9 protein-coding genes are annotated in these 13,807 nt (G+C 34.1%); 1 reads left to right on the top strand and 8 read right to left on the bottom strand.

The genetic code is table 11. The features are described from left to right. Positions 1 to 177 precede the first annotated feature (177 nt). Positions 178 to 1,326 carry a lycopene cyclase family protein gene (locus tag ACFE0M_RS04945; protein ID WP_434544638.1) on the top strand — a complete coding sequence of 383 codons (1,149 nt, stop codon included), beginning with the start codon at positions 178 to 180 and terminating at the stop codon, positions 1,324 to 1,326. A 162-nt stretch (positions 1,327 to 1,488) separates the two neighbouring features. Here the strand turns inward: ACFE0M_RS04945 and ACFE0M_RS04940 are convergent, their stop codons facing one another. From ACFE0M_RS04940 to ACFE0M_RS04905, 8 genes are all read right to left on the bottom strand, one after another. Then, positions 1,489 to 2,661, bottom strand: coding sequence for an ATP-binding protein (locus ACFE0M_RS04940; protein WP_434544637.1), 1,173 nt, complete (start codon positions 2,659 to 2,661; stop codon positions 1,489 to 1,491). Positions 2,662 to 3,122: 461 nt separating this feature from the next. Beyond that, positions 3,123 to 4,454 (bottom strand): signal recognition particle protein, encoded by a 1,332-nt coding sequence (gene ffh / locus ACFE0M_RS04935; protein ID WP_434544636.1) that lies wholly within the window; start codon positions 4,452 to 4,454, stop codon positions 3,123 to 3,125. A gap of 190 nt (positions 4,455 to 4,644) precedes the next feature. Next, entirely contained in the window at positions 4,645 to 5,664 is a 1,020-nt protein-coding gene (locus tag ACFE0M_RS04930; RefSeq protein ID WP_434544635.1) for a tetratricopeptide repeat protein, read from the bottom strand. A 642-nt stretch (positions 5,665 to 6,306) separates the two neighbouring features. Then, on the bottom strand, positions 6,307 to 7,422 hold the full coding sequence (locus ACFE0M_RS04925; protein ID WP_434544634.1) for a DEAD/DEAH box helicase: 1,116 nt from the start codon (positions 7,420 to 7,422) through the stop codon (positions 6,307 to 6,309). 16 nt (positions 7,423 to 7,438) lie between these two features. Continuing rightward, positions 7,439 to 8,656: a DEAD/DEAH box helicase gene (locus tag ACFE0M_RS04920; RefSeq protein WP_434544633.1), complete on the bottom strand. Its 1,218-nt coding sequence runs from the start codon at positions 8,654 to 8,656 to the stop codon at positions 7,439 to 7,441. Between the two features lie 74 nt (positions 8,657 to 8,730). Further along, positions 8,731 to 10,572 carry a PAS domain S-box protein gene (locus ACFE0M_RS04915; protein WP_434544632.1) on the bottom strand — a complete coding sequence of 614 codons (1,842 nt, stop codon included), beginning with the start codon at positions 10,570 to 10,572 and terminating at the stop codon, positions 8,731 to 8,733. Positions 10,573 to 10,705: 133 nt separating this feature from the next. Then, positions 10,706 to 12,022, bottom strand: coding sequence for a TldD/PmbA family protein (locus ACFE0M_RS04910; protein ID WP_434544631.1), 1,317 nt, complete (start codon positions 12,020 to 12,022; stop codon positions 10,706 to 10,708). Positions 12,023 to 12,092: 70 nt separating this feature from the next. Further along, a complete protein-coding gene (locus tag ACFE0M_RS04905; protein WP_434544630.1) occupies positions 12,093 to 13,733 on the bottom strand; it encodes a TldD/PmbA family protein in 1,641 nt (546 codons plus the stop codon). Positions 13,734 to 13,807 lie beyond the last annotated feature (74 nt).

Genomic DNA, 13,807 nt, shown 5'->3' with positions numbered 1-13,807 from the left:
ATATCTTATTAATATTAACTTAATAGTGCAAATATATAATATTTTGGATGAAATCCACATTTTTAAACATTCGGGTAAATAACGCACTAGCTATAAAATAATTCATTTTTCTTAATATTTCTTTTAACATTAAGCTTAATTTTATATTTAGGCTATACTGTAAAAGAATAATAAATAATGAAATATGATTACATCATAGGAGGTGCTGGCTTGGCAGGCCTGACTTTGGCTTGGCAAATGATTGAAAACAAACTGCTTGACAATAAACAGTTATTACTAATCGATGCGGACAAAAAGGAAAGTAATGACAGAACATGGAGCTTTTGGTCAGAACCTAAGATGTGGATTACCCAACTGCCTATCAGGAATTCATGGGACGCTGCCATTGTAAAAGGACAAGATTTTGATTTAAGTCAGTCTTTGTCCCCTTACCGCTATTATAATATAAGAGGTATTGATTATTATCAATTTATAATTAATAAATTAAACATGCATCCTCAAGTTACTTTAATTCAGGATGTTATAAAATCGGAAGATGAAACAAAAAAATGTGTAAAAACTGAGGAAACCATCTTCTATTATGAATCCTATTTTTTTAAATCCTATTTTTTTCCTGATGAATTAATGTTGATGACAGAAGGAGCTAAAAACTTTATATGGCAACATTTTTATGGTTGGAAAATACGCACCAATGAAGAGCTTTTTAATCCAAATGAAATCACTTATATGGATATGCAGATTCCAGAGGTTCAGGGAGGCCTAAGCTTTGCCTATATTTTACCCAACACAAAAAATGAGGCATTGGTGGAATACACCTTGTTTTCTGCTGATCTCTGGAAGAAAGCTGATTATGAAAAAGCTTTGAAAGATTATATTCATCAGAATTTGGGGCTTTCGCAATATGAAATCATGGAAGAAGAGTTTAATAAAATCCCAATGACAACTGAAATTTTTGCTAAAAGGAATAAAAGCATTATCCCAATCGGTACTTTAGCAGGAACTGTCAAGCCCAGTACAGGTTATAGCTTTGTTCGGAATTTCAATCATGTGCAACAAATAATCAACGCTTTAAAACATAAAACGGATAACTTTGAATTGAAGAGCTCAAAAAGATTTAAATTTTATGATGAAGTGTTATTGAATGTATTGATAACTGAAAAAAGTTCGGGTCATAAAGTGTTTGGCAATCTTTACAAGAATAATAAGTTGCCAATATTGCTCAAGTTTTTAAATGAGGATACAAATCTGTGGGAGGAAATAAAAATTATGAACACTGTGCCAAAATGGTCTTTTATTAAAGCGGTGGCAGAAGAGCTAACCTCATAAATATTTTTAGACCTAAGTTCGATTAATATAAGTACTGTTCCCGCAATGCAGGAAAGGCTATAGTAAGATTTCGGATAATTTTCTTTTTTTGAAATTATAATCCCGAGCTATCAGGACAGAGATGACGCCTTGAAGATGTTTTGAAGGTATTTAAAATCGAACTCATGTTATAGGGATAGAGGTTTTAAACTCAGTTTCTTTTTCAACTTCGGAATAATTCAAATTAATATCCCCATTGAGCTTATTGGTAATGATTTTACAGATATATAAGCCTAAACCTGGTCCTTTTGGCAATTCAGACCCCACATAGAAAAGATTGAAAATATTGTCCTTCTGATCTTTTTTAATTCCAATACCGTTATCTTTCACGCTTATTATCAAGTTTTTATCAAGTATTTCAATATTTACTTTAACCCATTTTTTCAATTTTAGTGGATCAGAAAACCGCACAGCATTTCCAATAAGGTTTTTAAGGATTAAATGCAGTAGGCTAGGATCGATTTGCACCAGATTTTTCACTTGATTATTTACGTCAATAGCAACACTATCCAAATTTTCTTCCTCCCCTTTCAACCTTTCAAAAACAGTTTCCAAAATCATATCTATATTGATTTTTTGTACACTTATGGGTCTAGCACTGATTTCATAAACATTGCTTAATCTTTTAAGCATGTCGTCCATGTGGTTAGCCGAATGGCTGAGGTGTTTTAAATGATCTGTAATATCGTTATCTTGCTCATATTCCATTTGAATTAGCTGACTTAGACCTTTAAACCTTGCAATTGGCCCTCTTAAATCATGTGCTGATTTGTAAATAAATTCATCCAGCTCCTTATTCTTCTCTAATAATAAATTATTCGACCTTGATAGTTCTTTTGTTCGGTCCTGAACTTGCTGATCTAAGTTTCTGGCTATGTTTAAAAGTTTCTTGTTTTGTCCCTGTATTATTCTCTTAGCCTGCTCTAGTTTATTCCGCTCATGATCCAATTTTTCATTTTGAGATTGAATCTCTTCAAATGCATCGGTTATATCTTTGTTTTTCTGAAGTAAATCCTGTTGAGCAGTCTCAATTTCCTCTTTCTGATCTTGAATAAGGGCTAAGGCCTCTCTGTAGGCCTCATTTTGAGCTTTTAATTGATTGTGTTGATATTCTAAGGTTTTTGTCCGGTCTTTTACAAGACTTTCTAAATAATTATTATGTCTTTTTATTCTTTTGGAACCTAGGTTTATGAAGCTAAATGCGATACCAAATATCCCAATACTTAAAATTGTAAGTGATATTGTTCGAATCGTGCTTGTAAGTTTTATTGAGTCAATTGAAATTAAATTGCTCATCAGAATGGTATCTTCTCTTATTGCATTTGATATGCCAAGTGATGCTTGCAATTGCGGTAAAGATACCAAAAGCAAAAGGCTCAATAGTGTTAAAAAAATTGAATAGTTGAAATATTTTTTCACGTACACCTGTCTTATTAAAGTACTATTAATGATAAAAAGTTTAATAGATTTTTAAATTTACTTAAATCACTTAATAATCAATGATTTATACTTATTTGATTCAAGTGTCAATTTAATAAAATAATATACTTAAAAACAAGAAATGATTATATTTAATTTTAAGATTTTTGAATTGATTAAATTAGATAAACAAGAAATAACCGTAAGATTATAGGCTATTTTATTGAATATAAGCTTATTACATTTTAAAACACACAAAAAAAGCCTGTTAATAAATTTTAATTATCAACAGGCTTTTCAAATTAAATGAATGTAATAAATTCAGATTTTTTTAAATGTTATTTGCCAAAGGGGTTGAATCCTGCCAAGCCTCTCTTACTTCCGCTCATTTTATTCATGGTTTTCATCATCTTTCTCATATCCTTAAATTGTTTTAAGAGATTATTGATCTCTTGAACAGATGTTCCGCTTCCACTTGCTATTCTCTGTTTTCTACTGGCATTCATCAATTCAGGATTTGTCCTTTCTTCTGTAGTCATAGAACGAATAATGGCTTCAACAGGCTTAAAAGCATCATCATCAATGTCTAAATCCTTAATTTGTTTCCCCATACCCGGCAACATTCCTAAAAGATCTTTTACATTCCCCATCTTCTTAATCTGTTGTAATTGGGAAAGGAAGTCCTCAAAGTCAAATTGGTTTTTTCGAATTTTCTTGGAAAGTCGGTTGGTTTCCTCTTGATCGAAGGTTTCCTGCGCCTTCTCAACCAAGGACACAACATCCCCCATTCCCAAAATCCTTTGTGCCATCCTATCTGGGTAGAATAGGTCGATAGCATCCATTTTTTCACCGCTACTGACAAACTTAATCGGTTTTTCAACCACATTTCGGATAGATAAAGCCGCACCACCGCGAGTATCACCATCTAATTTTGTCAGAACCACACCGTCAAAATCCAGTTGCTCATTAAAAGTTTTTGCTGTATTGACGGCATCTTGACCTGTCATGGAATCCACCACAAATAATGTTTCTGAAGGTTTCAGCTCTTTTTTCAAGCTAGAAATCTCTTTCATCATCGTTTCATCCACTGCCAAACGTCCCGCAGTATCGACTATAACTATACTTTTACCATTCTCTTTGGCATATTTAATAGCATTGTTGGCAATTTTTACCGCATCCTTATTCTCAGGCTCCGCATAAACTTCCACACCTATTTGCTCACCCAATACTTTCAGCTGATCAATAGCGGCAGGTCTATAGATATCACAAGCCGCCAACAGCACTTGCTTACCCTGCTTCTTAAGTCTGTTAGCTAACTTTCCAGAAAATGTAGTTTTACCAGAACCTTGAAGACCAGAGATCAATATGGTGGCAGGAGAACCCTCAATACTGATGTCCTCTTGCTTCTCTCCCATCATCTTGGCTAATTCCTCTTGGGTAATTTTAACCAAAAGCTGACCTGGGGAAACAGAAATCAATACATCTCTTCCTAAGGCTTCTTCTTTAATTCTGTCAGTAACCTCTTTGGCCACTTTGAAATTCACATCGGCATCAACCAAGGCCCTTCTGATTTCTTTAACAGTAGTAGCTACATTTACTTCTGTAATTTGACCCTGACCTTTCAGGGTTTTAAAAGCGCGATCTAACTTATAACTGAGATTATCGAACATATCTTAAATGGAATCTAATATTGAATGACAAAAATATTTATTATTTAAAGAGGAATAACAATCCTGATAAAAAAAAAAAAGGATTAAAATTCTTCATCTAATTATCTAATTGGCTTTTTCTAATTGAAAAAATTTTGGGCAAAAGTAATTAATTTATTGTAGTTATCCGAAGAAATAATAGTATTGAATATCATTCATTACAATATTTCTGTAATGCTTGAATTCCTTTTTCATCTCCTAATTCGGATGACTTTACATATGCATTACAAGCATCAGAAAGTTGATCGTTTAACCTTAAAGCCTCCCCTAAATAATAATGAGCAGATGGTAAATCTTTTTTTCTTTCCAGGGCATTATTCAGTTGCCTAATAGCTTCATTATACTCTTCATTTTTTAATGCTAAAATACCCAAATTTCTATATACGAAAGGATTTTTTTCATCTCTCACAATACTTTTTCTTAAATCGGCATAAGCCTTATCTAATTCACCTATAAAAGTATAGATGTAGCCTCTGTTGTTTAAAAAATAAGGTTGGTTGGCCTGAATTTCCAAGGCCTTATTTACCGATTCCAAGGCTTGCTCATAATTTTCTTGCTCAGATTGGATTAATGCCAATAAGTTCCAAGCATTGGCTTCCTTTGGATTTAATTCCAATGCATCATTCAAAAATGGTAAGGCTTTATCATATTCCTTTTTGTAGTAGTAAACAGCTGCTAAATTGGTTTGTATTTCTGCATTCTGATTATCAAGCTTTAAAGCTGTATGAAAAGATTTTTCGGCATCTTCATAATTTTTCAAACCTACTAAAGCTAATCCCTTAGCCAAATGAGCAAAGGCCGAATCTTGATAAACCTCTAATACAGGTTCTAGATCATCCAAAGCTCGGTAATATTCACCCGTTTGGTAAAAGGCGTTACTTCTGTTGTAATAAGCCCTGGTATATTCTGGTTTATTTTGTAATGCTTTCCCAAAAGCTTGAATGGCTTCATAAGGATGACCATCTTGATAATGGGCAACACCAATCCCATTCCATGCAGAAGGATTTTCATTATTGAGATCAGTGGCACTTTCAAAATAATTCAATGCTTGCTTGGTTTGTCCTTTATCTAATGATTGATATCCTTTTTGAATTAGACTTTCTTGTCTTTGTTCTTTATTTGAACAGGAAAAAATTATTAATATAAAAATTAAGAAATGGATTTTCTTCATTTTAATGAATTTTGAATACATTATTTTTGAACTATTCAATCGCCAATACCTGAGATTTCCTTAAGCTTCACTATGTCAGACATTGGAAATGTCGGACATTCATTTGAAAAGCTAGCAGTCAAAATTAAATATACCAATTATAACTCTAAGTATCTTAATTGGTTAAAATGTCTGTTATGTTTCATTTATCCCAGTGTCTGACATTTTCAATGTGCCGACACTTCTTGTTGCGTAACCAATTCAAACAATTATTTGAAATTCAGTTTTGATCCGTCTAGTTGCTATAATCTCAGTTCTGGGTTTATCGGTCAGACGGTAAACCAACAAAAGCCACCAAAGTATTTTAACTAATGGCTTCAGCAATATTATAACAACTATTAATAACAATCAAACCGTCAGACCGAAGCGAAATCTATCTCCCAAGCGGTTTGACGGTTTTAATCCGTCTAATCGCTACAATCTCAATATTAGGTCTATCTGTCAGACGGTAAACCACCAAAGGCCACCAAAGTATTTTAAGTGATAGATTCAGTAATGTTATAATAACTAATGAAATTAATCAAACCGTCAGACCGAAGCGAAATCTATCTCCCAAGCTGTTATAGCCAACAACTTTAATCAAATTCTAATTAACATCAATTATCAACCAAATGGGACTTGTTTTATTTTTAGTCCTAACTCTTGTTGTATTTTTTTGATTTGAGTTACTTCATTTTTCGTACACAATGCCATGCTTATTCCAGTTTTACCTGCTCTGGCCGTTCTTCCGCTTCTGTGGATATAATAATCAATTTGTTTTGGGATTTCATAATGTACTACAAATGCCAAATTCGCCACATCAATTCCTCTGGCCGCCACATCTGTAGCAATTAATAAATCGAGCTTTTTACTTTTAAAAGCTCTCATTTCTTTATCTCTGTCTTTTTGGTGCATATCGCCCTCCAAAATACCGGTCTCAATTTTTCTTGCTTTCAATTGCTCATGAAGTGCTCTTGCAGAATTTTTAGTATTACAGAAGATGATACCCCGCTCATTTTTTTGGGTTTTCAGAAAATAATCCAAAACCATGAATTTCTCATCCGTATCGCAAGGGACAAATTGATGCATGATTTTTTCATTTACCAACTCATTTCCAGAAGCTTGAATTTGCTTTGCCTTGGGATCCAAATATTGTTTGATGATATACTTAATATCTGTAGGTATTGTAGCAGAAAAAAGCCAAATATTTTTTTGGTGTTTCATAGTGGTCAAAATAAATTCCAAATCCTTTTTAAATCCCATGCTTAACATTTCGTCTGCTTCATCCAAAACCATTAATCGAGCCTGACGGATATCAACTGCCTTTCTTCTAATCAAATCTGCCAATCTTCCGGGAGTTGCTACCAATATATGGGTAGGTCTTTTTAGATTTTGTATTTGCCTTTCAATCTTTTCACCACCAAACACTACCTCCATAAAAACTTTGTCCGAGTATTTGGTAAACTTAAAAAGCTGGTGTTTAATTTGTTGTGCCAATTCTCTAGTAGGTGATAAAATAACTGCTTGAATCTTATCATCCTTGGTATTGATTCGTTCCAAAATGGGCAAACCAAAGGCTGCAGTTTTTCCAGTACCGGTTTGCGCCTGTGCCACTAAATCACCGGTATTTTGCATCAAATGACCAATAACCAGCTCTTGGATTTTTGTTGGGTTGTTTATATTCAATTCTGATAAACCTTTAATAAGCTTATCGGATATCCCTAATTCTTTAAATGTCATTTTTGTACGCTATATTTTACTTATTTCTTTTTTTGAATGGCTTTTTCTTTTTAAACCCACCGGGCTTTTGCCTTCTAGCATTTTCTTGATAATCAGGACCTTGCCCTATTTGGTTTGGTAAACTATTGGTTTTCATAATAGATTTTTCAATCAAGGCTTCAATACGGTTGAATTTCTCCATATCCATATTATTAATGAAGGTTATGGCCTCACCTTTAGTAGCAGCCCTGGCTGTTCTACCAATTCTATGTACGTAATCTTCAGGATCTCCCGGTACGTCATAATTAACCACCAAACTTATATTTTCAACATCAATCCCTCTTGAAATGATATCAGTTCCTATTAAAACTTGAACCTTTTTTGAGCGGAAGTCACGCATGATAATTTCGCGTTCAGATTGATCCAAATCACTTGAGAATGCTTTCACTGACATTCCTATATTTTTCAGTTCTCGCTCCAAAGATTTAACCTTATCCTTTTTACCTGCAAATACAATGGCTGTTTCAAAAATTCCTGATCCTAAAATAAATTTTAAAAGAGGAGTTTTTTGATCATCAAAAGTTAAAAAAGCTTTTTGTGAAATTCCTGCCGCTGGTTTTGATATGGATAAGCTGATTTCTTCTGGATTATTTAAAATGGCTCCGGCCAATTTTTTTATTTTAGGAGGCATAGTAGCAGAAAACAGTAGTGTTTGTCTCTTTTCTGGAAGTTGCTTGACTATTCGCATGATGTCGTCATGGAAGCCCATATCCAGCATTCTATCCGCTTCATCTAAAATCAAATGTTGCACATTATCCAATTGTGTTTCATTTGAATTTAACAATGCAATTAGCCGTCCAGGCGTGGCCACTAAAATATCAACCCCGGCTCTAATGGCCTTTTTCTGTTGTTCCCACGCAGCCCCGTCCCCACCACCATAAATAGCTATGCTACTTGCATTGGTGAAATAGGAAAATCCCTCAATTTGTTGGTCAATTTGTTGTACAAGTTCTCTTGTTGGTGCAATAATCAAGGTATTTACTCCCTTTGTTTCACCACCGGAAGCAATTTTATGTAAAATAGGCAGTACAAAGGCAGCGGTTTTACCGGTACCTGTTTGTGCACATGCAATTAAATCTTTGCCTTCAAGTATTTTGGGGATAGCTTCAGTTTGAATGGGTGTTGCTTTTTGAAAGCCCATCATTTCCAAACCTTCACTCAGTGTAGGATGAAAATCTAATTCTTTAAATTCCAATTTCTTAATATTTTATATTTCTGACTTTTCAGTTTCCTCAAAGGTAATGAATAGCAGGGATATATAGCCAATTATCATATATATTCATTTTTGGGTGTTATGATTTCAGCCAATTCGGTTCTTTTCACAACATCCCTAATTATGACATCAAGTTCCAAAGCACTATCTCTAATAGAATTGATAATTTTTAATTTTTCTGCTTGATTAATGCTATCATATTTTTCTAAAAAGTCTAAAAGTCCTAAGAGTCTGGCCAAAGGCGCACGTACCTCATGGCTTTGAACCCAAGCAATCTCTTTTAGTTTTTCATTTTGTTTTCGGATTGATTTAATAAAATTATTTCTTGCACTTATATCTCTAATAATTCCGTGTATCTGCTTTTCAGATGTCTTTTTACAGTTTATTTCGACCGGAATAATCTTATTATCAAGAGAAATTAAGGCAACTTCTTCTAAAAAATGTCCTTCTTCATTGATTTTATCTATAAAAGATTGTGACTTATCAGAATCAAATTCAATAATATCCGACAGTTTTATTTCTTCAATATGATCTAAAGGAATGGCAGTTAATTCCATTCCTTTTTGGTTTAATTCCAAAAGCTTGCCTTTTTCATCAGCAAGAAAAATGGCGTCAGAAGCTTGCGAGACAAGATTTCGATATTTTTGCTCACTTTTCTCCAGTTTCTGAGCTGATAATTTACTTTCCGTCACTTCTCTTACAACTGCCAATACCTTTTCAGAATTGATAGCTTTGTATCTAGATTCGAAATATTTTCTACCTTCTTTAAAATCAAGATAATAGGAATTTTGAATAATTTTGGAAGTATTAAGAGCCTCTTGTATGGCATTAAAAACATCTTGAGCGAAGCTTTTTTCAAATAATTGAAAAGTACTTTTACCTATAAAATCTTTTGGCTTATAAAACAAAAGGTTGTTTTGATAGGCGTGAAAATCAAGATATTTAGCATCTTTATCATAAATAAAAATTAAATCAGGGATGGCCTCAACCATGGAAGTTAAGTATTCATTTTTCTCTTCAATTTCTTTTGTTTTTTGTGATAATTGCGACTCTAGTATCTGAGGTTTTCTTAATAATTGATAAGTATAAAGAGCACTGCCTACTGAAGAAAATAGTGTTAATAAAACAATTACGGTTAGTAAAATATATATAAAAGAATCTTGTTTATAAAAGGCTGAAATCCTCCAACCGGATTCCTCAAAAGTATATTCAAGAAATATATCTTCATCTGTATGACTAGCAGTAAAAAATTCTTCCACTCCAGTGTTAGGGTTTACTTTAGAAAATATAAAGTTAATATCATTCGTTTCTGAATTCTGGATTCCAGTGGCTTTTAAAAAGTCATCCATTCTAATCAGAACTGCTGAAAAACCCCAGAACTCTCCTTCATGAAAAATGGGTAATCTTCCAATTATACCTCTACCCTCTTGTCGAAAATCTAAAGGTCCAGCATAATAAATTTTTTTATTATTAATAGCTATTTCAGCTTCAATTTTAGTGGCAGGATTTTGCAATATATCATAACCAATAACTGATTTATGTATATCGTAAGGGTAAACATATTGTATTTCTCCTTTGCGAAGAATTTGAACACCGTATAAATAAGGGTGTTGATTCATTATCTCTTTTGCTACATATTCAAAATTCCTTATGGTGTCTTGATTAGGATCTACGGTTAAACCAACTGAAAAAGCAGCTAAATTACTATTAGACATAATTTTTCTAATATTATCAGTAACTAGGCTGAGTTCAGATTGCAATTGCTGTATTTTAATTTTTTTATAATATTGATAGCTGATAATTATTGTTACTGAGAAAATAGTAGCTACAATTAGTCCAACAGTCAATGCCCATAATGTTGTTTTATCGATTTGCTTAAAGATTGGATTTTGGTTCATTATTATTAAAGATAATTAATAATAATAAAACTATTCTAACAATATCTTATATTATTTAATTGAAATATTATAAAAAAAAAGAGCTTAAGGTCATAACCCAAAGCTCTTCATTATTTTACATAATTTATGATCTCTACACTGCATCCGACAAACTAGTGAAGGTAAAGTCACGAATTTTCATAACTGGGATTAAATTTCCGTTTATTCGTTGTTGCTGCCCTAATTCTTCCAAATTATTCAACATAATAATCGGACTTTCATTGAAACGCATATTCTTGATAGGATGCTTAATTTTTCCATTTTCAATATAGAAAGTACCATCACGGGTCAATCCTGTGTAAAGTAATGTTTGAGGATCAACAGTTCTTATATACCATAAACGGGTTACCAATATCCCTCTTTTGGTGCTTTTAATTAAGTCTTCAGTTGTAGCATCTCCTCCAACCATAATACCATTTGCAGGACCAGGAACTGGTTCAACACCTTGTTTATCAGCCCAAAATCGACTATATGACATGTTTTTGACAACGCCATCTTCAATCCAACTAGTTCTTTCCCTTGGTAAACCATCACCATTCCAAGCATTCGCAGGAACTATTTCATTAAAAGGGTCTGAGTAAATTTGAACTCTCTCATCTACCAATTTTTCTCCGAGTTTCGTCCCCCCTCCTTTTTTTGAAAGGAAACTCCTTCCTTCATCCGCTTGTCGGGCGCCCATATTGAATAACATATTCCCCAATAGCTGAACAGAAGCGGCCGGTTCCATGATGACTGTATATTTTCCAGGTTCAATTGCCTTTGCTTCCCTACTCATAATAGCCTTTTCAAGCGCTATGGCTGAAGCTTCTTCTCCATTGAAAAGGTTTACATCATTGAAGTCTCTCGATACCCAGCCTGAACCAGTACCATCATTAGTCCTCATGGTAACTGTAAACTCCAATTCCGACTCTTGAGAATAGGCAAAAAGTCCTTTGGAATTCATGATACTGGAAAAACCAGCAGTATCTTCCAAATACCCAGCGGCAGTAACATCTTTAGCCTTGGCAGGTTGAATGCTTTTATTAGCCAAATCTGCCCTGTATTCTGGGCTGATATCAGCCGTACTTTTATAAAAAGTTTTAGATTCCTTATAATCTTGAGGCCCTAGAGGCTCCATAAATTCCGGATTCTCAGGTGCAAGTTTGGCCAATTCTTCTGCTCTTTTCACCACTTTTTTAAGTGATTCATCATCAAATTCATTGATGGTGGACGATGCGGATCTTTTACCAAAATTTGCGGTTACACCCAAACTTACGTCATCATTAAATCCACTGGTCGTAACTGTATTCCTAGCATATCGGATATTGCCTCTACCACTGCCCGAAAGGCCTGCTTCCAAGCTATCAGCAGTAGAAAAGCTCATCACCTTTTCCAATATTTGCTTTGCTTCTTCTTTAGATAATATTGCCATTTTTAAAGATTTTAAATTTTAGACTAATAGATTTATGTTATTTTATATGACATAAATCTTTCAATTAGTGTTAAATATTTCGTGCGGTATTGATCACATTCACGCCATCGAAACGGGTAGTGGCACTGCCGTGAGATACTGCACTAATTTGTGAGGGTTGTCCTTTTCCATCAAAGAAAGACCCAAAGGTTTTATAATCATTTTCATCACAAATTTTAGAGCATGAATTCCAAAACTCTTGTGTATTAGACTGATAAGCAACATCATTTACAGGTCCTTTTATTTTTCCATTTTCAATCTCGAAAAATAAAGTACCTCCAAATTGGAAATTATAGCGTTGCTGGTCAATAGAATAAGAACCACGTCCTACAATATAAATCCCTTTTTCAACATCCTTAATCATATCATCTGGGCTATATTTTTCTTTACCAGGTGCTAATGATACATTTGGCATTCGTTGGAATTGAACGTCATTCCAACTTTGAGAATAACAACACCCATGAGACTCATCCTCATTAATGATGTGAGCCTGATCTCTTATGGCTTGATAGTTTACCAAAATTCCATCCTTTATCAAATCCCATCTTTTGGTCTTCACTCCTTCATCATCATAACCTACCGCGCCCAATGAACCTTCTTGGGTTTTATCTGCAAAAACATTTACAATATCACTGCCATATTTGAAATCCTTGCTCTTCCATTTATCCAAAGTAGCAAAACTGGTTCCTGCATAATTGGCTTCATAGCCCAATACACGATCCAATTCGGTGGCATGCCCAATACTTTCATGAATCGTTAATCCAAGATGATTAGGGTCTAATACTAAATCATATTTGCCAGCTTTAATGGAATCAGCTTTGAGCATTTCCTTAGTTTGCTTACCCGCTAGTCCGGCATCCTCTATCATGTCATATCTGTCATAATAGTGCATAGTGCCACCAGGGCCTTCTTTTTTACTACCAGGTCTAGGATCCATATATTCAAATCCCATTCCCATAGGTGAGCTTAAAGCTTGTCTTGATTTGTACTTACCAGAATCCGGATCAATAGCAGTAACATTAAAATTCGGCCAAATTCTATGAACATCTTGATCGATATAAGAACCTTCTGTGCTGGCAAAATATTTTTGTTCGTTAATCATAAACAGCGCACTGTTTACAAAATTAGCCCCATTATTGATAGCTTCTGCATTCGCGGAAAGCAGAAGATCGACTTTTTCTTTCAGCGGTACAGCAACAGCATTTTTCTCAAGGGGTGTTTTCCAGCTTACCTCACCATAAGATTGAACCGGTGCCAACTTTACAGGTTCGGTTTGAATTTTACCATTCGCCTTTGCAATAGCTGTAGCGGTTTCAGCAGCTTTTTGAATACCGGCCTCACTTACATCTCGGGTTGAAGCAAAGCCCCAAGTACCGTTTGCTATTACCCTGATTCCAACTCCAAAAGACTCGGTGTTCACCGCATTTTGCAGTTTGTCCTCACGTGTAAAAATATATTGATTAAGATATCTTCCTATACGCAAATCAGCGTAAGTAGCTCCATTGGCTTTGGCCGCATTTAATCCTATATCGGCTAACCTTTTTTTCTCTAAAACATCTAATGGGTTTTCCAATAGTCTGTCCATGTCCACAGCATTACCTATTAAAGGCACCGTTAACAAAGCACCGCCTACTCCCATTCCTGCTAGTTGTAAAAACTCTCTTCTCTTCATTTGGTTAATATTAAAAATGAATTGATTTATTTTATGAAGAATAATATCCGTTATATTTAATTATTTCACTAATA

This window comes from Marivirga sp. (assembly GCF_051117495.1).
GTDB lineage: Bacteria > Bacteroidota > Bacteroidia > Cytophagales > Cyclobacteriaceae > Marivirga.
The sequence above is the reverse complement of the archived record's forward strand: the minus strand, read 5'-3'. Positions and strand labels throughout refer to the sequence as shown.